Annotated in this window: 26 protein-coding genes; 14 read left to right on the forward strand and 12 right to left on the reverse strand. The window is 44.6% G+C overall.

The annotated features are described in order from the left end of the window. Positions 1–2 precede the first annotated feature (2 nt). The 3 genes from C4K46_RS04690 to C4K46_RS04700 all read left to right on the forward strand — a co-directional run bounded on the left by C4K46_RS04690 (position 3) and on the right by C4K46_RS04700 (position 2,548). A complete protein-coding gene (locus C4K46_RS04690) occupies positions 3–1,049 on the forward strand; it encodes a zinc-dependent alcohol dehydrogenase family protein (RefSeq protein WP_209627717.1) in 1,047 nt (348 codons plus the stop codon). Between the two features lie 112 nt (positions 1,050–1,161). Then, a complete protein-coding gene (locus tag C4K46_RS04695; RefSeq protein WP_209627718.1) occupies positions 1,162–1,641 on the forward strand; it encodes a nucleoside 2-deoxyribosyltransferase in 480 nt (159 codons plus the stop codon). A gap of 217 nt (positions 1,642–1,858) precedes the next feature. Further along, entirely contained in the window at positions 1,859–2,548 is a 690-nt protein-coding gene (locus tag C4K46_RS04700; protein WP_209627719.1) for a type 1 glutamine amidotransferase domain-containing protein, read from the forward strand. 149 nt (positions 2,549–2,697) lie between these two features. On the opposite strand, the gene C4K46_RS04705 is transcribed toward C4K46_RS04700, so the two are convergent. From C4K46_RS04705 to C4K46_RS04715, 3 genes are read right to left on the reverse strand one after another with little or no spacing between them, the layout of a single operon-like run. After that, on the reverse strand, positions 2,698–3,963 hold the full coding sequence (locus C4K46_RS04705; RefSeq protein WP_209627720.1) for an NAD(P)H-dependent oxidoreductase: 1,266 nt from the start codon (positions 3,961–3,963) through the stop codon (positions 2,698–2,700). A 20-nt stretch (positions 3,964–3,983) separates the two neighbouring features. Beyond that, positions 3,984–4,592: an NADPH-dependent FMN reductase gene (locus C4K46_RS04710; RefSeq protein WP_209627721.1), complete on the reverse strand. Its 609-nt coding sequence runs from the start codon at positions 4,590–4,592 to the stop codon at positions 3,984–3,986. Positions 4,593–4,611: 19 nt separating this feature from the next. Next, a complete protein-coding gene (locus C4K46_RS04715) occupies positions 4,612–5,538 on the reverse strand; it encodes an FAD:protein FMN transferase (RefSeq protein WP_338059776.1) in 927 nt (308 codons plus the stop codon). 179 nt (positions 5,539–5,717) lie between these two features. On the opposite strand from C4K46_RS04715, the gene nox reads away from it, so the two are divergent. Then, complete coding sequence (gene nox / locus C4K46_RS04720) at positions 5,718–7,094, forward strand: H2O-forming NADH oxidase (RefSeq protein WP_209627722.1); 1,377 nt, start codon at positions 5,718–5,720, stop codon at positions 7,092–7,094. A 202-nt stretch (positions 7,095–7,296) separates the two neighbouring features. Here the strand turns inward: nox and C4K46_RS04725 are convergent, their stop codons facing one another. Beyond that, positions 7,297–8,283 (reverse strand): L-lactate dehydrogenase, encoded by a 987-nt coding sequence (locus C4K46_RS04725; RefSeq protein WP_209627723.1) that lies wholly within the window; start codon positions 8,281–8,283, stop codon positions 7,297–7,299. A 195-nt stretch (positions 8,284–8,478) separates the two neighbouring features. Here C4K46_RS04725 and gyrA point away from each other — a divergent pair, with 195 nt between their 5' ends. The 3 genes from gyrA (at position 8,479) to radC (ending at position 12,631) form a co-directional block, all read left to right on the forward strand. Then, entirely contained in the window at positions 8,479–10,935 is a 2,457-nt protein-coding gene (gyrA, locus tag C4K46_RS04730) for a DNA gyrase subunit A (RefSeq protein ID WP_209627724.1), read from the forward strand. Positions 10,936–10,948: 13 nt separating this feature from the next. Next, on the forward strand, positions 10,949–11,698 hold the full coding sequence (locus tag C4K46_RS04735; RefSeq protein ID WP_209627725.1) for a class A sortase: 750 nt from the start codon (positions 10,949–10,951) through the stop codon (positions 11,696–11,698). Between the two features lie 252 nt (positions 11,699–11,950). Further along, positions 11,951–12,631 carry a RadC family protein gene (gene radC, locus C4K46_RS04740; protein ID WP_209627726.1) on the forward strand — a complete coding sequence of 227 codons (681 nt, stop codon included), beginning with the start codon at positions 11,951–11,953 and terminating at the stop codon, positions 12,629–12,631. Here the strand turns inward: radC and C4K46_RS04745 are convergent. From C4K46_RS04745 to C4K46_RS04775, 7 genes are all read right to left on the reverse strand, one after another. Then, positions 12,628–13,320 carry a gamma-glutamyl-gamma-aminobutyrate hydrolase family protein gene (locus C4K46_RS04745; RefSeq protein WP_209627727.1) on the reverse strand — a complete coding sequence of 231 codons (693 nt, stop codon included), beginning with the start codon at positions 13,318–13,320 and terminating at the stop codon, positions 12,628–12,630. The two genes, radC and C4K46_RS04745, sit on opposite strands and share 4 nt — an antisense overlap. 23 nt (positions 13,321–13,343) lie before the next feature. Then, positions 13,344–13,985 carry a redox-sensing transcriptional repressor Rex gene (locus tag C4K46_RS04750; protein WP_209627728.1) on the reverse strand — a complete coding sequence of 214 codons (642 nt, stop codon included), beginning with the start codon at positions 13,983–13,985 and terminating at the stop codon, positions 13,344–13,346. Between the two features lie 110 nt (positions 13,986–14,095). Continuing rightward, positions 14,096–14,317 carry a DUF4649 family protein gene (locus C4K46_RS04755; protein WP_209627729.1) on the reverse strand — a complete coding sequence of 74 codons (222 nt, stop codon included), beginning with the start codon at positions 14,315–14,317 and terminating at the stop codon, positions 14,096–14,098. 63 nt (positions 14,318–14,380) lie between these two features. Next, positions 14,381–14,728 carry a DUF1831 domain-containing protein gene (locus C4K46_RS04760; RefSeq protein WP_209627730.1) on the reverse strand — a complete coding sequence of 116 codons (348 nt, stop codon included), beginning with the start codon at positions 14,726–14,728 and terminating at the stop codon, positions 14,381–14,383. 1 nt (position 14,729) lies between these two features. Further along, positions 14,730–15,851 (reverse strand): cysteine desulfurase family protein, encoded by a 1,122-nt coding sequence (locus C4K46_RS04765; protein WP_209627731.1) that lies wholly within the window; start codon positions 15,849–15,851, stop codon positions 14,730–14,732. A gap of 9 nt (positions 15,852–15,860) precedes the next feature. Next, the gene (locus C4K46_RS04770; protein WP_209627732.1) at positions 15,861–16,832 is read right to left on the reverse strand and encodes a ribose-phosphate diphosphokinase; all 972 of its coding nucleotides are present in this window, start codon (positions 16,830–16,832) and stop codon (positions 15,861–15,863) included. 100 nt (positions 16,833–16,932) lie between these two features. Then, complete coding sequence (locus tag C4K46_RS04775) at positions 16,933–17,502, reverse strand: CYTH domain-containing protein (RefSeq protein WP_209627733.1); 570 nt, start codon at positions 17,500–17,502, stop codon at positions 16,933–16,935. Positions 17,503–17,602: 100 nt separating this feature from the next. Here C4K46_RS04775 and yjbM point away from each other — a divergent pair, with 100 nt between their 5' ends. The 6 genes from yjbM to mutY all read left to right on the forward strand — a co-directional run bounded on the left by yjbM (position 17,603) and on the right by mutY (position 22,720). Beyond that, the gene (gene yjbM, locus C4K46_RS04780; RefSeq protein WP_209627734.1) at positions 17,603–18,271 is read left to right on the forward strand and encodes a GTP diphosphokinase; all 669 of its coding nucleotides are present in this window, start codon (positions 17,603–17,605) and stop codon (positions 18,269–18,271) included. Beyond that, positions 18,255–19,073, forward strand: a complete 819-nt coding sequence (locus tag C4K46_RS04785) for an NAD kinase (RefSeq protein WP_209627797.1) — start codon at positions 18,255–18,257, stop codon at positions 19,071–19,073. The genes yjbM and C4K46_RS04785 overlap by 17 nt, the downstream gene beginning before the upstream one ends. Then, complete coding sequence (locus C4K46_RS04790; RefSeq protein WP_209627735.1) at positions 19,070–19,978, forward strand: RluA family pseudouridine synthase; 909 nt, start codon at positions 19,070–19,072, stop codon at positions 19,976–19,978. The genes C4K46_RS04785 and C4K46_RS04790 overlap by 4 nt, the downstream gene beginning before the upstream one ends. A 6-nt stretch (positions 19,979–19,984) precedes the next feature. After that, entirely contained in the window at positions 19,985–20,962 is a 978-nt protein-coding gene (gene pta, locus C4K46_RS04795; protein WP_209627736.1) for a phosphate acetyltransferase, read from the forward strand. 86 nt (positions 20,963–21,048) lie between these two features. Continuing rightward, positions 21,049–21,456 carry a hypothetical protein gene (locus tag C4K46_RS04800; protein ID WP_209627737.1) on the forward strand — a complete coding sequence of 136 codons (408 nt, stop codon included), beginning with the start codon at positions 21,049–21,051 and terminating at the stop codon, positions 21,454–21,456. 112 nt (positions 21,457–21,568) lie between these two features. Next, positions 21,569–22,720, forward strand: coding sequence for an A/G-specific adenine glycosylase (gene mutY / locus C4K46_RS04805; RefSeq protein WP_209627738.1), 1,152 nt, complete (start codon positions 21,569–21,571; stop codon positions 22,718–22,720). Between the two features lie 18 nt (positions 22,721–22,738). On the opposite strand, the gene C4K46_RS04810 is transcribed toward mutY, so the two are convergent. Continuing rightward, the gene (locus tag C4K46_RS04810) at positions 22,739–23,089 is read right to left on the reverse strand and encodes a DUF6568 family protein (RefSeq protein WP_209627739.1); all 351 of its coding nucleotides are present in this window, start codon (positions 23,087–23,089) and stop codon (positions 22,739–22,741) included. 176 nt (positions 23,090–23,265) lie between these two features. Here C4K46_RS04810 and C4K46_RS04815 point away from each other — a divergent pair, with 176 nt between their 5' ends. Beyond that, positions 23,266–24,372 (forward strand): low temperature requirement protein A, encoded by a 1,107-nt coding sequence (locus C4K46_RS04815; RefSeq protein ID WP_209627740.1) that lies wholly within the window; start codon positions 23,266–23,268, stop codon positions 24,370–24,372. Positions 24,373–24,411: the final 39 nt, after the last annotated feature.

Genomic DNA, 24,411 nt, shown 5'->3' on the forward strand with positions numbered 1-24,411 from the left:
AGATGAAATCAGCTGTTTATGTAAAGACCGGCCAAGTTGGCCTCAAAGAACTTGATATCCCTAAAGTCCAAGAAGCAGACGACGTGATTATACGAGTAGTCCGTTCTTGCGTCTGTGGATCAGACCTTTGGAAATACCGTAATGATAGTGAGGAAGTAGTTGGTACAGCCAACAGCGGTCATGAAATTATCGGTATTGTAGAAGAGGTCGGCCAGGCCATCAATACAGTCGTTCCAGGTGACTTTGTTATCGCACCATTCACCCATGGTTGTGGTCATTGTGCAGCCTGTCGGGCTGGATTTGAGGCGGGCTGCCAATCCCATGACTCGTCTAGCAACTACTCTGGTGGCTATCAGGCCGAATATGTTCGCTATAGCCATGGAGATTGGGCCTTGATTAAGGTTCCTGGCCAACCAAGTGACTATTCAGAAGGCATGCTCAAATCGCTGCTTTCCTTATCCGATGTGATGCCAACGGGCTATCATGCAGCTAGAGTAGCAGATGTTAAAACTGGAGATACTGTTGCGGTTGTCGGTGATGGAGCGGTCGGACTTTGCGCAGTTATTGCTGCTAAACTCCGCGGTGCCAAGCGAATTATCATCATGAGCCGTCATGCTGACCGTCAAAAACTAGCCTTGGAATTTGGAGCGACAGATATTGTAGCCGAACGTGGAGATGAAGGAGTAGCCAAGGTTCTGGAGCTAACTGGCGGAACAGGGGTAGATGCAGCCCTTGAATGTGTCGGAACGCACTTATCGACCGAAACAGCCATCAAGGTTTGCCGACCAGGTGCCCATATCGGCCGGGTAGGCCTGCCGCATACAGATGACATCAATATGGCTGACTACTTTGGTCTCAACCTAATTTTCGCAGGAGGTCCTGCTTCAGTTACCACCTATGTCAAGGGAGGTCTCTTAGATGCTGTTCTTAAAGGCGAGATTAACCCAGGTAAGGTCTTTACTTCCTCTTATAAGCTAGATGAGATTGACCAAGCTTATAAGGATATGGACCAGCGCAAGACAATTAAGTCTATCCTAGTAGTCGATTAAAAAGAGAAACCAGTAAATTGATTTTTACTGGTTTTTCCTTTAAAAAATCTGACAGCCTCTTCTTTTCGTGATAAAATAGAATCAAAATTTACTGACCTTAAGGAGGTTTTTTATGCATATCTATTTTGCCAGTCCCTTATTTAGCGAGATGGAGCTAGCCTTTAATCGCCAGCTAGTTGAGCAAATTCGTAGTCGCTTTCCTCAAGTAGAGGTCTTTCTTCCTCAGGAGCAGGGGCAAATTAACGATAAAAATGCCTATGCCGATTCCAAGATGATTGCTAAGCTTGACACAGCAGCGGTCCTCAAAAGTGACTTGTTAATTGCTATTTTAGATGGGCAAATTATTGACCCTGGCGTGGCTTCTGAAATCGGTGTGGCCTATCAGGCGGGAATCCCTATCCTGGCCCTTTATAGTGATTCTCGCCAACAGGGTGCAGATAACCCCCAGAAACTTTCTGCCCTAAAAACAGTAGCTGAATCGCAATTTTCCTATGTCAACCTCTATACTGTTGGCCTGGTTAAGCTCAATGGCCAGGTTCTTTCAAGTTCCAGCCAACTACTAGAGGTCCTGGAAACCTATATTTCTCACTAAAAATTCAAAAAAGAGGCCCCGTTTGATTATTCAAGCGGGGTTTCTTGCTGATTCATTAAAGAAAAACAAGATCCTTATTTTTTCCAGTTCCTGCTTAATAGACTCGGACCTTTTTCTTGTCTTTTGGCTGGAAAAAGCATAAAATAAAAGGACTTGTCTAAGGGAGGACTAAATGCAAATAATCCCTTATAAAATCAGTAAACCTTAAGGAGTGAATATGAAAAAGATTTTAGTGGTTTTGACCAATAACAGCCGTTACGGCAAGCATAAGGAAGCGACAGGTCTCTGGCTAGCAGAAGCAACGGAGTTTGTAGATGAGGTGACCAAGAAGGGCTATCAGATAGATTACCTTTCCCCAAAAGGCGGCTATGTTCCCATAGATCCTAGAAGCCTTAAACCTTTCTATCTAAGAGAGAGCGATTTGGCCCTCTACCAGTCAGAGGACTTTCAAAGTCGGGCCTTAAGTCAGTCTTTGAGCCCCCAGCAAGTTAGGGCAGAAGACTATCTAGCTATTTACTATACTGGTGGCCATGGAGTGGTCTGGGATTTCCCTCATGATGAGGCCTTGGCCCAGCTGGCCCAGGATATTTATCAGGCTGGAGGCTACTTAAGCTCGGTCTGCCATGGCCTGGCTGGCCTTCTCTACCTCAAGGACTCTCTAGGCCAGCCTCTGATTGCAGGTAAAACCATAACCGGCTTTACTCAAACAGAAGAAGTCCTATCTGGTAAACAGTCCCTCGTTCCTTTCGGAACGGAAAAAGTCGCTCGTAGCCAGGGAGCTAATTTTGTCAAAAAGCGCTTTTTCTCTGAATTTGCAGTAAGGGATGGTCAGCTAATTACAGGTCAAAATCCCATGTCTGGTCGTGCAGTTGCCCGTCTTTTAGTTAAGGCTCTGGCCAAAAACTAGCCCAAAACAAAAGAGGTCGAGATCCAGGCCTCAACCCTAAGAGAATAGAAAGGCCAAGCTAGAATCTCACAGTCTAGCCTGGCCTTTTTAAATCCTATTTGCCACAAGTCTTGCCTAGAGAAATTGTGGCTTTTTGTATTCTAAGTGTTTTAGCTTGAAGCACCTGAAGTTGCATCGGCTTCACCGCCACCAGCGTCAGAGGCACCAGCGGTAGTATCTGCGCTACCACCAGCGTCAGAAGCACCAGAGGTCGCATCAGCTCCGCCCCCATGTGGGTTATAAGCAGTTGAAGCAGCCCCACCAACTAAGCGTTGACCAGTGGTTTGTAGGTACCAGTCCAACCAAGGTTGGAAGTTAAAGACGATTTCGTTGATTCCGGCATAGGAACCGTCTGGATAGTACATGGCTTGATAGTTGTGGGTATTGATAACGCCGTCAGGTCCACCAGGGACGATGGTTCTCACATACTCTTCATTTCCGTTTCTTAAGCTACCAACTACCCATTCGACATTTTTCATCCGTCCGCCTGGTAGGGAGTTGTGAACGGTCGACAGACGACTACCTGACTGGGATGGGACCCGCTTAGCAAACATGGTGTCTGGATCTTGGTGGGCATTGTTGTAGTAAAGGAATTGATTGTTGTCATCGGCATAGGTCAACTCAAAAGGCATAGCCTTAAGGAACATATCAATCTGGTTAACCGTTAAAATACCATGGTCCAATTTGACATAGGTATCGCCAGAAACAGCACCGACCAGTTCAGCTGCCTTTTCAACCCAGTCTGGATCATCAGGGTCAACACCTGTAATGGTTGTTGCGATTGGGTTGGTTACATCTAAATCTTCTGGTTCAATTGGTTTTGGTTTTTTCAATTTTGATACCACTTCTACGTATTTGATAAAGTTGTCCAAGCAAGTTTCTAGGAAATGTACAGTTCCTTCATTGGTGATATTTCCATTGTTATCAAAGGCTTCCTTGGCCTTGCCTAGGAGAAATTCATTTCCTGGTAGAGTATAGGCATTGACCCCAGGAGCATCAAGGATTTTACGCAGGTGAACCTGGGCTCTAGAAGTTCCTTGGTCGTAGTAGGAAGCTCCTACAATCATGACCGGTTTATTTTCAAAGGGATGGACCTCGTAAGAGAGCCATTCTAGGACGCTCTTGAGGGCAGCAGTGATTGTGTGGTTGTGTTCAGGAGTAGCGATAATAACTCCGTCCGCCCGCGTAATCTTGTTATAGAGGAGGCGAAGTTGGAAGCTTTCATCCCATTTTTCATCCTGATTAAACATAGGTACTTGGTCGATTTCCAGTACTTCTAATTCAAATTTTAATTTAAATTGCTTGCGAATGAATTCTAACAATTTACGATTATATGATTGTTCGGCATTTGAGCCAACTAGTCCTACAAATTTCATTCTTTATCTTCCTCTCTTTCTTATAGGCTTTCCCAGTCAAAGTTTTCAGCTTCTTTATGGAGCAGTTCTTGGGCGCTGGACAATTTTTCAGTGATTTTCACAAAGAGACGGAAGTCATCAAAGAGGGCGTCCAATTTCTGGATAGTATCCAAGTCGATTAGGTCTCCATCCTGGTTAAAGGCCTGTAAGGAGTGGGAAAGGAGAAACTCAGAACCAGGCATGACAGTCGCCTTTAACTCTGGCGAGTCAAGGATTTGTCGCAGTTGCAATTGGGCCCGAGAAGAACCTAGGGTTCCATAGGAAGCTCCGGTAATCATGACCGGTTTATTGAGCATAGGGTAGATGCCATAAGAAAGCCAGGCAAGGGCGCTCATTAGCACAGCTGGAATGGAGTGGTCGTATTCAGGAGTCCCGATAATCACACCGTCAGCTGCCTCGATTTTTTCAGCGATTTCTAGCACCTCTAGGGGGACTTGTTTGTCGGCTGGTTTATTGAAAAGAGGGAGGTCCTTGATTTCAATCAATTCGATTTCGGCCTTTTGGGCAAAATGTTTTTGCATATATTGCAAGAGCTTTCTGTTGGTGGATTGTTTGGAGTTGGTTCCAACTAAACCAATGAATTTTAACATGATAAAATCCTTTCTATTTTTAAAGTATCTGGGGCTCTAAACCAGAGCTATAGAAGTAGTGGTTGTTTTCAGTGATGATAAAGGCTTCTAGCCCCTCTTGGGCCTCAACTGCCTTTAAAATAGCAGCAGGCTCTTGGCCAAAGAGCCGGGTTGTCCAAATTTCCCCGTCCACCGATTTATCAGAAACGATGGTCAAGCTAGTGAGCTTGGTCTTGAGCGGATAGCCGGTCTTGCGATCCAGGATATGATGATAGGTCTCTCCTTGATCGGTGAGACTACGCTCATAGACGCCCGAGGTCACGACCGATTGATTTTGAATGTTCAAGAGGGCCAAGTGGTGGCCGCGGGTCTCTTGGGGATTTTGAATACCGATTCGCCAAGGTCGCTTGCTTTCTTCATTGATACCTAGGGTCAGAACATTGCCTCCTAGATTGATAAGGGCCGAACTTACCCCTTTTTTTCTTAGAAAGTCAGCGATTCGATCGGCGATATAGCCCTTGGCAAGGGCTCCTAGGTCAATCTTCATACCGGGCTTAGCCAGATAGACTCCTTGATTTTTGAAATCCAGCTCGATGAAGCTTGGATCCGTTAGACTAAGGGCGTCTTTGATTTCTTGGTCCTTGGGTACTCTAGCATCGCTAAAGCCAATTCGCCAAGTTTGAACCAAGGGACCAATCGTAATATTGAGATGACTGGCTGGAGCTAGACTGTGGGACTTACCCAGGGCGATTAGCTCGAAAAGTTCGGGATGAACAAAGACCCAATTTTTGCCCGCTTCATGATTGACCTTCATCAACTCTGATTGATCATCATTGGCGCTAAAACGCTGTTCATAGACTTTTAAAAGCTCCATGACTTGGGCTAGTAGGGCCTCAGCATCATCAGCCAGCAAGGAAACGGTAATGGTCGTTCCCATTAGAGAAATCGAACCTGAAACGAGCATCACAAAGCAACCTTTCTATTATCTTCTTCACTTACCATTATAGCAGAAAAAGAGAACGTTTGCACATTTATTTTATAGATATTTGAAAATTTTCAGCTCATTATGAGCAAATAACTTGTAAACGCTAACAGCTAGTGGTATAATTGGCAGGTAAAATTTTAATTAAAAGGTAGGAATATTCTATGAGTAAAATTGTAGTTGTAGGAGCTAACCATGCTGGTACGGCTTGTATTAACACCATGTTAGACAACTATGGATCTGAAAATGAAGTTGTCATTTTTGATCAAAATTCCAATATCTCTTTCTTGGCCTGCGGAATGGCCCTTTGGATTGGGAAGCAAATCAGTAAGCCAGATGGCCTTTTCTATGCAGATAAGGAAATGTTTGAAGCTAAGGGAGCTAAGGTTTATATGAACTCCCCAGTTGAGTCTATCGACTACGATGCTAAAACTGTTACTGCCCTAGTAGACGGTAAAGAGCATGTCGAGTCTTATGACAAATTGGTCTTGGCTACCGGGTCACAGCCTATCTTGCCACCAATCAAGGGAGCTGAATTTGATCCAAATAGCCGCGAATTTAAGTCCACACTTGAAAACCTGCAATTCGTAAAACTCTACCAAAACGCTGCTGATGTGATTGAGAAGTTGCAAGATAAGAGTAAAAACATTAACCGGGTAGCGGTTGTCGGAGCAGGTTATATCGGGGTTGAATTAGCAGAAGCCTTCCAACGCCTAGGCAAAGAAGTTATCCTAATTGATGTCGTTGATACTTGCTTGGCTGGCTACTACGATCGCGACCTCTCAGACATGATGCGTAAAAACCTGGAAGACAATGGAGTTGAATTGGCCTTTGGTCAAACAGTCCAAGCTATTGAAGGGGAAGGTAAAGTTGAGCGCATTGTAACTGACAAGGCTAGCTTTGATGTTGACATGGTAGTCTTGGCAGTCGGTTTCCGGCCAAATACAGCCCTTGGAGCTGGCCAATTGGAAACCTTCCGCAATGGTGCCTTTATTGTTGATAAGAAGCAAGAAACTAGCCGTCCAGATGTCTATGCTATCGGTGACTGTGCGACTGTTTATGATAACTCTATCAATGACACCAACTATATCGCCCTTGCTTCCAATGCTTTGCGTTCCGGTATTGTGGCAGCCCACAATGTTTGTGGCCGTGAACTTGAATCAAACGGTGTGCAAGGTTCAAACGGTATCGAAATCTTTGGTCTTAAAATGGTTTCAACTGGTTTGACAGCTGAAAAAGCAAAACGTTTTGGTTACAATCCAGAAACAGTAGAAGTGACCGATACTCAAAAACCAGACTTTATGGAGCATGGCAACTACGATGTCACCTTGAAGATTGTTTATGACAAGGACAGCCGGGTTGTACTTGGAGCGCAAATGGCTTCTAGGGAAGATATGTCTATGGGTATCCACATGTTCTCCTTAGCTATTCAAGAAAAGGTTACAATCGACAGACTGGGCCTTCTCGATATGTTCTTCCTACCACACTTCAACAAGCCATACAACTATGTAACTATGGCAGCCCTGAAGGCTAAAGATTAAATGATAACACTTAAAAGCTGATGGTTTCCATCAGCTTTTACTTTTGTCAGAGAAAAACCCTCTTTTACAGGTTCCCAAGTTGAACAAAATATTTAATCCAAGGGCTTAGTTCTGAATTATAGAGAGCTAGGTCCTTTTAGTTGCTGGCTTTTTTAGAAACTAAAAAATCTCCTGCTTAGAGGAGATTTCATAGTTTGTTATTTTAGTTTTTTGATGCTGCTTGGAAGTCTGGATTCTTGAAGGCTTCGTCAATGATTTCCTTCAATTGTTTAGCTGATGCTTGCATCTTTTGAGTTTCAGCATCGTTAAGAGGGATGTTTACTGGACGAACGATACCATGCGCACCGACGATAGCAGGTTGACCGATAAAGACATCTTCGATACCGTATTGACCAGCTTGGAAGACTGAAAGTGGCAGAACTGCATTTTCATCATCCAGGATAGCCTTGGTAATCCGAGCAAGAGCAACTGCGATACCATAGTAGGTAGCACCTTTCTTGTTGATGATTGAATAAGCTGCGTCACGGACACCGATGAAGAGGTCAAGCAAGTCTTGAGCATCCAAATCACGGTTATCTTGCAACCATTGTTCTAGTTTAACACCGGCAACGTTAGCATGTGACCAAACGGCAAACTCAGAGTCACCGTGCTCACCCATGATGTAGGCATGGACAGAACGTGCATCGATGCCAATCTTGTCTGCTAGCGCTTGACGGAAACGAGCTGAGTCGAGGGAAGTACCTGAACCGATGACGCGTTCTTTAGGGAAACCTGAGAATTTCCAAGTAGAGTAGGTCAAGACATCAACAGGGTTAGCAGCAACTAAGAAGATACCCTTGAAACCAGATTCGACTACTTGAGTGACGATTGATTTGTTGATAGCAAGGTTTTTACCAACCAAGTCTAGACGTGTTTCACCTGGTTTTTGTGGAGCACCAGCAGTGATAACGACCAAATCAGCGTCTGCACAGTCAGCATAAGTTGCTGCGTAGATTTTCTTAGGTGAGGTGAAAGCAAGGGCGTGGGACAGGTCTTCTGCATCACCAACAGCCTTTTCAAACAAGGCTGGGATTTCGATAATTCCCAATTCTTGAGCGATACCTTGGTTGACAAGAGCGAAAGCGTAAGAAGAACCTACAGCACCGTCACCCACAAGGATAACTTTTTTATGTTGTTTAGTAGCAGTCATTCTAAACATCTCCTTAATTTTTATAGAGGGCACTTGCCCATACAACTTCATTCTATCACTTTTACAGATGTTTGTCACTATAAATCCGAATTTTCAACAAATGTAAACGTTTTTATACATGGGTGTGATTGCTGAAAAAAGAGGCAAAATATGATATAATAGAACAGTTATAAAAGTGAAAAGAGGCATTTTTTAATGCAGGATAGAAATTTAGTAAATGTCAATCTGACTAGCGAAATGAAGACTAGTTTCATTGATTATGCCATGAGTGTCATCGTGGCTCGGGCTCTGCCAGATGTTCGTGATGGTCTAAAACCCGTTCATCGGCGGATTCTTTATGGGATGAATGAATTGGGAGTGACTCCAGATAAACCCCATAAGAAGTCAGCTCGGATTACCGGGGATGTCATGGGTAAATACCACCCACATGGGGATTCTTCTATCTATGAGGCCATGGTTCGGATGGCCCAGTGGTGGAGCTATCGTTACATGCTGGTAGATGGTCATGGAAACTTTGGTTCCATGGATGGAGATGGTGCTGCGGCCCAGCGTTATACCGAGGCAAGGATGAGCAAGATTGCGCTCGAAATGCTCAAGGACATCAATAAAAATACAGTTGATTATGCGGATAACTATGATGCCAGCGAGCGCGAACCAGTCGTGCTACCAGCCCGCTTCCCTAATCTCCTAGTTAATGGGGCGACAGGGATTGCGGTTGGTATGGCTACTAATATCCCGCCCCACAATCTAGGAGAAGCCATTGATGCTGTTAAGCTGATTATGGATAAGCCTGAGGCTACAACCAGGGACATCATGGAAGTCTTGCCTGGTCCTGATTTTCCGACAGGAGCCTTGGTCATGGGCAAGTCTGGTATCCATAAGGCCTACGAGACAGGTAAGGGCTCAATCGTTTTACGTTCACGCACAGAAATCGAAGAAACCAAGACAGGCCGGGAGCGGATTGTTGTTACGGAATTCCCCTATATGGTCAACAAAACCAAGGTGCATGAGCATATTGTCCGCCTGGTGCAGGAAAAGCGGATTGATGGAATTACGGCTGTTCGGGACGAATCCAACCGCGAGGGAGTTCGTTTTGTTATCGAAGTCAAGAGGGATGCTAGCGCCCATGTGATTTTGAACAACCTCTTTAAACTGACCCAGATGCAGACCAATTTCAGCTTTAATATGCTGGCTATCCAGAATGGTGTTCCCAAGATTCTTTCCTTGCGTGAGATTCTACTTGCCTATATTGAGCACCAAAAGGAAGTAGTTACTAGACGGACCATCTTTGATAAGGAGAAGGCCGAGGCTCGGGCTCATATCTTAGCCGGTCTCTTGATTGCACTGGATCATATTGATGAGGTCATTCAGATTATCCGCAATAGCCAGACGGATGCCGAAGCCCAGGCTGAATTGATGGCTAAGTTCGACTTATCGGATCGGCAGAGTCAAGCTATCTTAGATATGCGTCTACGTCGTCTGACCGGCTTGGAACGTGATAAGATTCAGTCTGAGTATGATGAGCTGCTTGCCTTGATTGCTGATTTGGCTGATATTTTGGCCAAGCCTGCTAGGGTCTTGGCTCTAATCAAAGAAGAGTTAGACGAGGTGAAACGTAAGTTTGCCGACCCAAGGCGGACCGAACTAATGGTCGGAGAGGTTCTAACACTGGAAGATGAGGATCTCATCGAAGAGGCAGATGTTCTGATTACCCTTTCTAACAAGGGTTACATCAAGCGACTCAACCAGACTGAGTTTACAGCTCAAAAACGGGGAGGTCGCGGGGTCCAAGGTACTGGGGTTAAAGATGATGACTTTGTGCGTGAGTTAGTATCAACTAGCACTCACGATCGCTTACTTTTCTTTACCAATAAAGGACGTGTCTATCGCCTTAAAGGATATGAAATTCCAGAATATGGACGGACGGCTAAAGGCTTACCAATTGTTAATCTTTTGAAGTTGGATGAAGAAGAGACTATTCAGACTATTATCAATGTTCAACAAGACAAGGGGGATAATGATTATCTCTTCTTCACAACACGCTATGGGATTGTCAAGCGGATAAACGTGTCTGAATTTGCTAATATTCGTCAAAATGGGCTCAAAGCGCTTAATTTGAAAGATGGAGATGAACTTATCAACGTCTTTCTGACTGACGGGGATTCTGACGTTATTATAGGCACTAAATTTGGTTATTCTGTTCGTTTCAAGGAAGACAAGGTCCGGAATATGGGACGGACAGCAACTGGGGTTCGAGGAGTTAGCCTTAGAGAGGGTGACCAAGTGGTCGGAGCCAGTGTAGTTAAGGACAGTGACGAGGTCCTAATCATTACCGAAAATGGCTATGGTAAACGGACGCCAGCCAAGGAGTACCCAACCAAGGGTCGAGGCGGTAAAGGAATTAAAACGGCCAATGTGACCTCTAAGAATGGGCCCCTAGCAGGACTGATGACTGTCAGTGGTCAGGAAGACCTTATGGTCATTACAGATACTGGTGTCATGATTCGGACCAGTGTCGCCAATATTTCCCAAACTGGTCGCTCAACCATGGGAGTTAAGGTCATGCGCCTGGACAAGGATGCCCGCATTGTTACCTTTACCAGTGTGGATGCTGTAGAAACTGAGAAAGAAGAAGTCCCAACGGACGAATAGAAGGTGAATACGATTGGAAGCTAGAAGGAAAGCAAAAAAACTGAAAAAAAAGAGACTAGGTTTAAATATCCTCTCCTTTTTACTGATTATCATTGCCCTAGGCCTGATTTTTAACTCCTCTATCCGAAACATGATTATGGTCTGGCATACCAACAAGTATCAGGTCAGTAAGGTTTCTAAGGATAAGATTAAAGAAAACAAGGAGACCAAGGGGGATTTTAACTTTGAAAAGGTGGAACCCCTCTCCACCGAGGCGGTTATCAATGCCCAGTGGCAGGCCCAGCAACTTCCCGTTATCGGAGGGGTTGCTATTCCGGAACTTTCGCTCAATCTTCCAATCTTTAAAGGTTTAAATAATGCCGGCCTCTACTATGGAGCAGGAACCATGAAGGAAGAGCAGCAGATGGGCCAGGGCAATTATGCCCTGGCTAGCCACCATGTTTTTGGAATCACCGGGGCCAACAGCATGCTCTTTTCCCCCTTGGACAAGGCCAAGGCTGGAATGAAAATCTACTTGACAGATAAGGAAAATATCTATACCTATACGATTACCACAGTTGAAAATGTGGCTCCTGATCGGGTAGATGTCATCAATGAAGCTGAAGACGGTAGTGCTGAGGTGACCCTGGTAACCTGTGAAGATGCAGCAGCCACCTCCCGGACCATTGTCAAGGGACGATTGGAGGGCTCTGTCGCCTATGATCAGGCACCTAAGGAGCTTTTAGGCTACTTCAGTAAATCCTATAATCAAATGCAATTATAAAAGCAGACCAAGAAGGTGGTTCTTGACCCTTTCTTGGTTTTTTTGCCTCTTTTCTACGATTTGTAATGTCTAGTGGATGACCGAGCTTGATTGGGGATAGGACGAGAAAAAGCTTGTCTTCTTGTTACAAAGGAGGTCCAATGATAGCTGGCCAGGCACTAACAGATAAGGAATTGAGCTTATTTTAGCCAAAAAGAAGTTTTTAAGACCTCCCTATCAAGATTTTACGAATAATCAGATAAGGAGGTCCTTATGTATAGTATTTCATTTCAGGAGGCGGCCCTGATGCCGCGCGAACGGCTCTTGACTCAAGGGGCGGAGCAGTTAAGCAATCAAGAGTTACTGGCTATTTTATTGCGGACAGGTAGTAAAAAGGAGAGTGTTTTTCAGATTTCCCACCGTATCCTTTCCAGCCTATCAAAGCTGACCGATTTGCGCTATTTGAGCTTGCAAGAATTGCAAACCATTTCGGGCATTGGCCAAGTCAAGGCCATTGAATTACAGGCCATGATGGAGTTGGGACGCCGCATTGCCCAGGCAGAGACCCTGGAGCGCGAGCAAATCCTCAGTAGTCAAAAGCTGGCTCAGAAGATGCAGCAGGAGCTAGGAGATAAAAAACAAGAGCACCTAGTGGCGCTCTATCTCAATACTCAAAATCATATCATTCATCAGCAAACAATCTTTATCGGGAGTGTCAGTCGTAGTATTGCTGAACCTAGAGAAATTCTCCACTACGCCCTTAAGCACATGGCAAGCTCTCTCATTCTGGTCCACAATCACCCATCAGGCTCGGCTTATCCCAGTAAAAACGATGACCAGGTCACCCAACACATCAAGGAAGCCTGCCAGATGATGGGGCTGACTCTTTTGGACCATCTAATCGTGGCCGGTCAGAACTATTATAGCTATCGGGAAGAGACCGACCTGCTCTAGAGCTCCTTGACTACATAAGTAAAGAGGGCGAAGTCCTCTGGCCGACTACCAAAGAGGAACTCGGGATGCCACTGGACACCTAGGTAGGGAAAGCCGTCTGTCGTTTTGATGGCCTCAATTACTTGATCCTTGGGATCGCGGGCAATCACTTCTAGATTTTGAGCCAAATCCTTGATACTTTGGTGGTGGAAGGAGTTGATTTGAGACTTAGCTCCATAAATATCAAAAAGGATAGAGCCGGGCTCTGTCACCATTTCTTGACTGGTATATTCTGCCGAATTATCCTGCCAGTGGTGCTCGATTTCCTGGTTGAGGCTACCGCCCATGGCAACATTGAAGAGCTGGGTACCTCGACAGACGGTAAAAAGGGGCTTGTTTTGCTTAATGGCCTCTTCGATAATGGCCAGCTCAAACTTATCACGCCCTAAATGGTAGTCATCACTGTCAATCTTTTTTTCCTCTCCATAGAATTGAGGTGAGACATTCTGACCGCCAGTGATGATGATTTTATCGACCATTTCAACATAGGATTTGGCCATTTCTGAATCGCCAATCGGGAGGATAAGTGGAATCCCTCCAGCCTCTTTGACCCCCTGGACAAAACCGGTTGCCGAATAGCTCAGCAAGATGTCATTGTCCTCGGGATTTTTTCGCTCATTACCGGTAATACCAATAATTGCTTTTTTCATAAATGTTTGTTCTCTTTCTAAGACTAATCTTTCTTCATAAAATAGAGTAGGGTTTGTAGTTCGCTAGTCAAATCGACATACTGGACGACCACATCCTTGGGCAGATTGAGGTGGACGGGTGAAAAGCTTAAGATTCCTTTGATACCAGCTTGGACCAGGATGCTAGCTACTTCCTGAGCCTTGACACTGGGAACAGAGAGGATGGCTGTTTTAATATCAGCTCCCTGGATCTTTTCCCTGATTTGGGAAATTCCGTAAATGGGAATGCTGTCAGAGCTGGTCTTTCCGACATCTGGATGGTCATCAGTATCAAAGGCCATGACAATTTTCATTTTATTTCGTTCATGGAAGCGGTAGTGGAGCAGGGCCCGTCCCATATTTCCGACACCGACCAACATGACATTGGTGATGGAATTATCATGGAGAAGTTCAGCGAAAAAGTTCATCAGCTTTTTGACATCATAGCCAAAACCGCGTCGACCGAGCTCACCAAAGTAGGAAAAGTCGCGCCTGACCGTAGCCGAGTCAATACCGATAGCTTCGGCGATTTGCTTGGAGTTGGCCTTTTCGATGCGCTCAGCATGGAATCGTTTGAAAATGCGGTAGTATAGCGAGAGTCGCTTTGCGGTTGCTCTTGGAATAGTTGTCTGTTTATCAGTTTTCACGATATCACACCCTTTCATTACTATTTTATAGAAAGATTGTGAAAAAATCAACTTTATCAACACAGAAAAACTAAGAGAGGTCCCTTAGTTTTTTCTTACTATGTTCAGTCCTAATTTTCGTAGGGACTGAGATCAAAGTTGGACATGCTACGATAAAGGTCGCCGATATTTCCCTTATAAGGAAGTTCTTGTCCCTTATAGGTCAAGCTAGCGACTGGTAGGTAGTCTGGAATAGTCAAACAACCAGATAGGGCTAGTAAAAACTCATCAAAGTTATCATAGCTCAGGCTACGTTCGACCTTGTAAGGATCTAAATATTTTAATTCAATCATTGTATTTCCCCCTTTTTATGTCTATATTATACTGCAAAAAGTTGAAAAGTGTTAATGATTTGCTTACTGTTCCTTCTTGCTGAAGATTTCCCGCTCAACTAGGCTATCCATGAGGAAGTAGAATTTTTCCTGAATGATGTGGTTGTCTTCCGACTTGAAAATATCAACCAGACGTAGACCAGACTTGTCGGTAATGTTGATTTTAAAGGCTGTCATATCTGAATTGATAATGATTTTCAGTAAAAAGCCATTGCCGCTGTTAGGTATAGCCTCTAAGAGCCGGGTGAGTTCAAAATTTCCAACCTTGGTTTGACTAAAGGTATTGTCACGCAGGGTGAATTTTTTAACCTTGTTTCCAATAGTATATGTGTAGAGACAGTTTTTTAAGCTAACGCTTGTTTGAAAAGCCATCTTATCCTCCTAAAATTTCTTTTAATTTTTCAACAAATAGGTTCATTTCAGCCAGGCTGTTTTGATCAGAAAGGCTGATGCGGACTGATTCGGTCAGCCGGGTTGAGTTAGGTCCGTAAAAGGCCGCTAGAACATGACTGGGCTCGATTGTCCCAGCCGTACAGGCAGAGCCAGTAGAGATAGAAATCCCTGCCAAGTCCAGGCGCAGAAGCAGGGAGTCATTGGTTACTTTGGGAAAGCCGATATTGATAATATGGGGTAGTTGGGGTTGGGCCTGGTTGAGGTAGAAGTCGATTTGATCTTGCTCTAATTGACTTAGGACTTCTTGCCTTAAGCCTTCTACCTTATCCAACTTGTCTTGATAGTTATCTAAGCTTTCTTCAAGAGCAACTACCATCGCCTGGATGGCTGCTAGATTTTCCGTACCTGCCCGTCTTTTATTTTCCTGACTGCCGCCATGTAGTAGTTTATCAAATTGGACCTGCTTGGCATAGAGGAAGCCTACCCCCTTGGGGCCGTGGAATTTGTGGGCCGAAGCTGAAAGAAAGTCAACCCCTAGCTCTTGGAGGTTTATAGGAAGTTTTCCCATAACCTGGACAGCATCTACATGGTAGGCTGCTGGGTGGTCCTTTAGAAGTTGGCTGATTTCTTGAATGGGCAAGAGATAGCCAGTTTCATTGTTGGCATACATGGTGGAAACCAGGATTGTATCGGGTCTCAAAGCTTCCTGGACTTGTTGAGCAGTGATTTTCCCGTCCTTGGGCTTTATGTAGCTGGCCTCAAAGCCGAATCTATCCACCAAATACTGGATAGTATCTAGGACAGAATGATGCTCAATAGCAGTTGTAATTAAGTGTTTCCCCCGATTTTGATGGGCTAGGGCATAACCCTTGATAGCTAGATTGTTGCTCTCTGTTCCCCCAGAAGTGAAAATTAAATCCTGGTCTTGGCAATTTAAAAGTTGGGCCAGTCTAGACCTGGCTTGACGCAGGATTTTACTGGCTGCTCGGCCGTGGCTATGGGTGCTGGAAGGATTGCCAAAGGTCTCTTCTAGCACCTGAATCATGGCAGTCAGGGCAGCTTGCGATAGGGGGCTGGTAGCTGCATTGTCTAAATAAATCACCTTATCACCCTAATCCTTTTTTTGGTAAGAAAAGAGAGGACTGACTGGGCGGCGTTCATGAATCCGCAGGATTGCGTCTCCCATCAGCTCGCTAGCTGTAATATACTTGAGATTTTTAGGCGTTTTCTCCTTGGTAGCCACAGAGTCTGTAACCAAAATTTCCTTGATCGGAGCGGCATCGATTTTTTCGGCAGCTCCCTTGACAAAGAGGCCATGGCTGGAAACGGCATAAATCTCTACTGCACCAGCATCGTGGACAATCTTAGCTGCCTCAGAGAAGGTCCGACCAGTATTTAAAATATCATCAATCAGGATGGCTTTCTTGCCAGCCACATCTCCGATGATGTAGCCCTCACTACGTTCGGAGTCGTCTTGGGCATAGTCGATAATAGCGATAGGGGCATCTAGATGCTCGGCTAAACTCCTGGCCCGCTTAACGCCAGAATTTTTCGGACTAACCACGACCACATCTTCACCGGTCAAGCCCATTTTGCAGTAATGCTCAGCAAAAAGTGGAACCGTATAGAGATTGTCGACCGGAATATCAAAGAAACCTTGGACTTGGACGGCATGTAAATCAAGGGTTAAAACCCGGGTCACTCCGGCCTTGACCAACATATTGGCTACCAATTTAGCTGTGATAGGCTCGCGGGGAGCGGCGGTCCGGTCCTGGCGGGCATAGCCAAAGTAAGGAATGACTAGGTTGACCGAGTTGGCACTGGCCCGGTTGCAGGCATCGACCATAATCAAGAGTTCCATCAGGTGGTTGTTGACTGGAAAGCTAGTAGATTGGATGATGTAGATATCAAATCCCCGGACACTTTCTTCAATATTGATTTGAATTTCACCGTCGGAAAATTGGCGGGAAGATAATTTTCCAAGAGGAACACCGATGGCTTGGGAAATTTTTTCGGCCATTGGATAGTTGGAATTGAGGGCAAACAACTTCATTTGCTTCTTATCGGTTCTTAGACTGACCATTGCTTTTAAGACTCCTTTTTTAGAGCTAGGACTAGCTCTTGAAACTAGCGCTAGCGACTTGCTTTACAATATATCATTTTACCAAAAAAAATGGATTTTTTCAGCTTTTTACCAGCTTTTGGCTGAAGCGGGCAATTTTACTTTTAAGATGCTTATAAGTGATGCCCTGGTCCTGTAAAAATTTGAGGAAATCTTCCTTGCCTTTTGAGGCATCTGTGACTTCGACCTCTAGCTCATAGTCTCTAATATCGAAATATTCATTTTGGTCCAGGGCTAGGAGGCCAATTTTATCAGCTTTTTCCCTGCGCCAGGTTTTTAGATGACCCAAAATCCCCAACTGGTCAAGCGGAATCTGCCTTTCCAGTAGTAAATCCCGGATGGTCCCTGAAGGGAGAGAAAAAGAGGTCAGTAGCTCTTGGACTTGTCCAGAAGTTAGCTCTTGATTGTATTCCATGCTGCCGACCTTTTGGGGGATTTTTAGGGTCAGTTCGCCTGCTTGTCGAAAGGTCCGAATCCGCAGGGCCAGTCTTTTGCTAGCCAGGAGAAAGTCGGAACTATCGATATAGTAGTTGGTCTGCTCTAGGGCAGGAAGATTTCCAAAATAAGCCAACAAGGACTGAAATTCTTGCTGGGTCAGGCCGGTTTTAAATTCGATTTCTAGGTGATTCATGCTGAGTCCTTTTCTTTTTTTCAAGCCATTTTTATGTTATAATAACTCTTGTACTTATTTTATAAAAAATGCAGGAAAATAACAAGGTGAGTGAGGACAGATGCTAGATTGGGAAGATTTTTTAGACCCCTACATCCAGGCGGTTGGTGAATTAAAAATTAAACTGAGGGGAATCCGCAAGCAGTACCGCAAGCAAAAGCGGCATTCGCCCATCGAGTTTGTCACCGGCCGGGTCAAGCATGTCGAGAGCATCAAGGAAAAGATGCTCTTAAGAAACATCAAGGAAGAAAATCTGGCCCAGGATATGCAGGATATTGCTGGTTTAAGGATTATGGTCCAGTTTGTCGATGATGTGGATGAAGTTTTGGAGGTCTTGCGCCGCCGTAAGGATATGAAAATTGTCCAGGAGCGAGATTATATCAGGCACAAAAAGGCCAGTGGTTACCGCAGCTACCATGTAATCATTGAATATCCAGTTGAGACCATTAGGGGGAATGAAGTGATTTTGGCTGAAATTCAAATTAGGACCCTATCCATGAATTTCTGGGCGACCATTGAGCATTCCTTGAATTACAAGTATAAGGGAGAATTTCCTCAAGAAATCAAGGAAAGACTAGAAACAACAGCTAAAATCGCCTACCAGTTGGACGAAGAAATGGGGAAAATCCGCGACGATATTCAAGAGGCCCAGGCCTTGTTTGACCCCCTTTATCGTAAAATGAATGATGGTGTTGGAAATAGTGATGATACAGATGAAGAATACAGATAAAAAAATTGCAATTATCAGCAACCATAAACCCCAGAGTGAAGAAGTCTGTCGGGCCTTGAAGCAGAAGTTGAGACAGAACAACTTCATTTTGACTAGCAAAAATCCCGATGTCGTTATTTCGGTCGGAGGAGACGGCATGCTGCTGTCGGCCTTTCACAAATACGAGGATCAGCTAGATCGTGTCCGCTTTGTCGGTGTCCATACAGGCCACCTAGGCTTTTATACCGATTATCGGGACTTTGAAATCGATAAACTAGTGGATAATTTAAAGCTGGATACTGGGGCCCAGGTCTCCTACCCCATCTTGAATGTTAAGATTATACTGGGTAATGGCGAGGTTAAGACCATGCGGGCCTTGAATGAAGCGACTATAAAAAGGACCGACCGGACCATGGTGGTTGATTTGATTATCAATCATGTGCATTTTGAACGCTTTCGGGGGGACGGGATTTCAGTTTCTACCCCAACGGGCAGTACTGCCTATAATAAATCACTAGGCGGGGCGGTTCTCCACCCGACCATTGAAGCCTTACAGGTGGCAGAAGTGGCCAGTCTAAATAACCGGGTCTATCGGACCCTGGGCTCATCGATTATTGTACCTAAAAAGGACAAGATTGAACTGGTGCCAGCCCGCAGTGACCAGCACACCATCTCCATTGACAATCGGACCTTGAACCTCAAGGATGTGGTGCGGATTGAATACCAGATTGACCAACACAAGATTCATTTCCTAGCCAGTCCCAGCCATACCAGTTTCTGGAATCGGGTCAAGGATGCCTTTATCGGTGAGGCTGACAAATGAGATTTGAGTTTACAGTTGATGAGCATGTCAAGGTAAAGACTTTCTTAAAGAGACATGAAATCTCCAAGGCCCTGCTGGCCAAGATTAAATACCGGGGCGGCCAGATTTTGGTCAATAACCAGCCCCAGTTTGCTACCTATTTGCTGGATGTCGGCGACCATTTAATCGTGGATATTCCGCGGGAGGAAGCCTTTGAGAAACTAGAGGCAGTCGATAAGGACTTAAGCATTGTCTATGAAGATGACCATTTTTTGATCCTGGACAAACCATCTGGAGTGGCTTCCATTCCCAGTATCAATCATTCCAACACCATGGCCAACTATGTCAAAGCCTACTATATCCGCCAAGCCTATGATAATCAGCAGGTCCACATAGTCACTCGTCTGGATCGGGATACATCGGGCCTCATGCTCTTTGCTAAGCACGGCTATGCCCATGCAAGGCTAGATAAGCAGCTACAAAAAAAGACCATAGAAAAGCGCTACTATGCCCTGGTCAAGGGAGAGGGAGTTCTAGAAAAAAAGGGAGACATCATCGCCCCCATTGCCAGAAGTGAGGACTCAATCATCACAAGGAGGGTGGCATCAGGTGGCAAGTACGCCCATACTTCCTACCAAGTCCTAGCCCAGTATGGGGATGTCTACCTAGTGGATATAAAGCTTCATACAGGCCGGACTCACCAGATAAGGGTGCATTTCTCGCATATTGGTTTTCCTCTTTTAGGAGATGACCTCTATGGTGGCTCTCTAGGAGAGGGCCTTGAACGCCAGGCCCTGCACTGCCATTCTCTTACCTTTTACAACCCCTTCCAAGCAGAAGTGGTCAAGCAAACAAGTCCTCTTCCCGAGGACTTTCAGAAACTTATCCAAAATTTAAATATTTCAACTAGAAATAAGGAGTTATAACAAACTATGAAAATTTTTGATTCGATCCGTTCGTCCCTTGAAAATAAAGAGGTGAAAATTGTCCTGCCAGAAGGCGAAGAACCTCGTATCCTCCAAGCCACCAAGCGCTTGGTCAAAGAAACAAATGTAACCCCAGTTCTTTTGGGAAATCCTGATAAGATTCGCATTTATCTGGAAATCGAAGGGGTAACTGAGGGCTACCAAATTATTGACCCGCAAAGTTGTTCCTGCTTTGAAGAAATGGTCGCTGCCTTTGTGGAGCGTCGTAAGGGCAAGATTACCGAGGACGAGGCTCGCCAACTTTTGAAGGAAGATGTCAACTACTTTGGGGTCATGCTGGTTTATCTGGGCAAAGTACAAGGGATGGTTTCAGGTGCAATTCATTCGACAGCTAGCACGGTGCGTCCAGCCCTGCAAATCATCAAGACCCTTCCTTGGGTATCACGGACCTCAGGTGCCTTTCTCATGGTGCGTGATGATGAGCGCTATATTTTCAGCGACTGTGCTATCAATATCGATCCAGATGCAAATATCTTGGCAGAAATAGCTGTTAATTCAGCTGTAACGGCACAAATTTTCGGTATTGACCCTAAGGTTGCCATGCTCAGCTATTCGACTAAGGGTAGTGGTTTTGGTGAGAAGGTGGACAAGGTGGTCCAAGCGACCAAGCTAGCTCAAGAAATGCGGCCTGATTTACAAATCGACGGCGAATTGCAATTTGACGCGGCTTTTGTCCCTGAAACGGCAGATCTCAAAGCGCCAGGTAGCAAGGTGGCAGGACAAGCAACTGTCTTTGTCTTTCCAAGTATCGAGGCAGGAAATATCAGCTACAAAATGGCTGAGCGCCTAGGCGGTTTCTCTGCTGTCGGACCAATCTTGCAAGGACTCAATCACCCAGTCAATGACCTCTCTCGTGGTTGTAATGCTGATGATGTTTACAAGCTTACCTTGATTACAGCCAGCCAGGCGGTTGGACATTATTAAAAAGTAAAAAGAGCTCAAGCTCTTTTTTGCTGCCTTTTGATTCAAAATAAAGTATAATCATAGTAGAAAAGTTAGGAGGAATCACAATGGGATTCGTAAAGGAAAGTCCTATTCCGGCAGACGGAGTAGAGTTGTTAAAGGAGCATGGTATGTATACCGGTCGGGTGGAACGCGTAAGTAGGTGGGCTACAGAGAGAGAGATTTATCTAACTTGTATAGATTCTGGGGGACTAGCTGATGAGTTTGCTAATACCTATGGGATGCTTTTTGAGGGCTATGACATTTACTTTGTTGTGCTACGATTTTGGACTGTCAAAGACTGGGTTTTTGAGGATAAAAAAGTAGTTGAACCTGCTGAAACTGCACTTGACATTCAAGACCTAGTTATTCCGCCAGAATTAGCAAGTAGACGTGATGAGGTCTTAGAGGCTATCGAAGAAGGGATGACGGCATTATTAGTAGATACTATTGCTACAATAAATAAAATTTTTTAAGTAGGGTAAAAAGGGGATAAAGAATGGTATATAAAAGTAAGGCGGATATTTTAGTTAGCTAAAACTATCTTTCTTTTTTGTCCGATAGTTCCACTTATGCTATACTATTTTTATGATAAATTTTGATGACTATGGTATTGAGCTTTGGCCTCAGGAGAAAACTCAGGATTTTCGGGCTAAACTTTTAGCTTGGTACGACCAGCACAAGCGTGATTTACCCTGGAGACGAACGACTAACCCCTATCATATCTGGGTTTCAGAGATTATGCTCCAACAAACTAGGGTCGATACGGTTATTCCCTACTATGAGCGATTTTTAGACTGGTTTCCGACGGTGGCTGATCTGGCCCAGGCAGAGGAAGAGCGTCTTTTAAAGGCCTGGGAGGGATTGGGCTATTATTCTCGTGTCCGCAATATGCAAGAAGCTGCCCGCCAAATTATGGTAGATTTTCAGGGTGCCTTTCCTCAGACCTATCAGGAAATTGCCAGTCTCAAGGGCATTGGCCCTTATACAGCTGGGGCTATTGCTTCGATTGCTTTTCATCTGCCTGAGCCTGCTGTTGATGGAAATGTTATGCGGGTCCTGGCTAGATTATTTGAAATAAAGCTGGATATTGGTCAGGCTAGCAATCGCAAGGTTTTTCAAGCTTTGATGGAAGTCTTAATCGATCCAGAAAGACCAGGGGACTTTAATCAAGCCCTGATGGATTTGGGCTCTGATATTGAGGCCCCTCTTAATCCTCGGCCTGAGGAGAGTCCAGTCAAGGAATTTTCGGCTGCCTATCTGCATGGGACCATGGATATCTATCCTATCAAGGCTCCAAAAAAGAAGCCAGTGCCAGTTTACTTGCAGGCCATGATTATCAAAAATAAAAAAGGACAGTTTTTACTGGAAAAAAATGAGAATGCGGGCCTCTTATCAGGTTTTTGGCATTTCCCCTTGATAGAGGTTGATTATCTCGAAAAGCTGGGTCAGGGAGACCTCTTTGAAGTAGCAGAGCCAGACCCTTCTGTCAAAGAAAGTTTCCAGCAGGACTATGACTTGGCTATTGATTGGGAGCAGAAAAATTTTAGCCTGGTTAAACATGTCTTTAGCCATCGTAAATGGCAGGTACAGATTCAGACTGGGCTAGCCAAGGAAGCAGTAGATCCTGACTGTCAAGGTCAGATCATCTGGCTGTCGCCAGATGAATTTGACCGCTATCCCTTTGCCAAACCCCAACAGAAGATTTGGGAGGTCTATCAAAAAGAAAGCGTCGATTGACGCTTTCTTTTTTGTTTCTTAGGCAAGTCCAGCAAAATCTTTGATTTCTTGGGCTGTCATTGAAGAGTCACAGCGAACAGAGACCAGTCCCTTTTCAGTATGTAGAAAGCCTGGGACGGTTGGGATTTTGTATTCTGACCTAAAGGCTGCTAGCTCCTCGACTTGCTCTGGATCTTCGCTATTGATAAAGTAGATGTGGGCCTTACTTTCAGCGACAACACCAGCTAGAGTCCTTGCGAATTTACGGCAGTAGGGGCAGGTCTTGCGACCGATAAAGAAAGTAGCGGTTTCCTTATCAGCAATAGCTTGGCGTGCTCGCTCAACCCTTGTTACTTCCAAATCCTTGATATTTTGAGTAAATTCTTCCATTATGTAACCTCTTTTCTTTTGATAAGTCTAGTATGACATATTTAAAATATTTTTACCAATTTTTGCTATGAGAAGGGCCCTTGTTAGCAGCGGAAAACGTTTTCTGGTTTTTCCTTAAGGGTTGGCTTTTCTTCTATGGTATAATGGGGACAGTGAATTTTTTAGAAGGAGTTTTTATGTCTGATGTATTTGCTAAAAGGGTTACCATGTGGGAGCTCTTTTATGATTTAATCTTTGTCTTTGCTATTTCCAAAATAACCCACATGATTCACCATCTACATCAAGGAATGGTAAACTGGGTGGATTATCTACTTTTCCTTTCTGTCTGTATCATGCTCATGCAGGCCTGGATGTATCAAACCACCTATGTCAATAAGTTTGGTCGTGAACGCTTGACTGATAAAATCGGTCTTTGGATCAATATGATTGGGGCCATTTATGTGGCAGTCTCCATCAATACAGACTGGTCTAGCACCTTTTTACCTTTTAATATCGGTATGCTCCTGATGCAGCTGGCCATCCTTTTTCAATTTTGGTTTGCGCGTGGGGATTATCCCAAGACGAGTCAGGAAAGAAAAGAGATTTCCTCCTTTATGCTCATGATTAGCTTTACAAGTTTCTTGGTCTTTATCGGTCTCTTGCTTGGCTATAAGCTGGGTATCTGGTTGATGACTTTTGCCTATTTCTTCCAGGCCTATGCCCCTTGGTTTGTTAAGGAGCGATTTTTAGGAGCTACGCTCAATTTCCCACATTTGCTAGAACGCTGTGGCCTTATTACCATCATCCTTTTCGGGGAGAGTATTGTCGGCTTAACCTCCATAGTAACTGCTAGCAGCAATCCCTTGCTCCCTCTTCTCATCTTTTTTGGTCTTATCTTTATGTTTGCGACCTACCAGATTCAAACTGAGGAAGTTATCGACCATGGAGTTGCCTCTAATGGCATGTTTCTCATGCACCTCCATTTGCTCTTGCCTATCGGACTTTTGACGGTGACCGCAGGCTTTGGCTACCTACTAGAGCAGGTCAATACTAGCTTTTTAGCTCTTTTTCTTCTCTTGGGCTTGGCCATTTTTTACTTGAGCCTTTTTGCCACCAGTCGCTATAACAAGCCCTCTTTGGCTCTGACAAGCAAGGATACTCTTTATTATTTCCTGGTTTTGCTGATAGGAGGAGGAGTTCTGCTGGTCCTCAAGGATTATCCTCTTGGTCTAAGCGCCGGCTTTATGCTGATAAACCTTGCCATGATGCTGAGAAACAGTTTAAAATTAAAGAAAATCAAGTAAAAAGGACTCGGTCAGCTGACCAAGTTCTTTTTTTTGAGT

It is taken from the genome of Streptococcus oricebi (assembly GCF_017883985.1).
GTDB classification, from domain to species: Bacteria; Bacillota; Bacilli; order Lactobacillales; family Streptococcaceae; genus Streptococcus; species Streptococcus oricebi.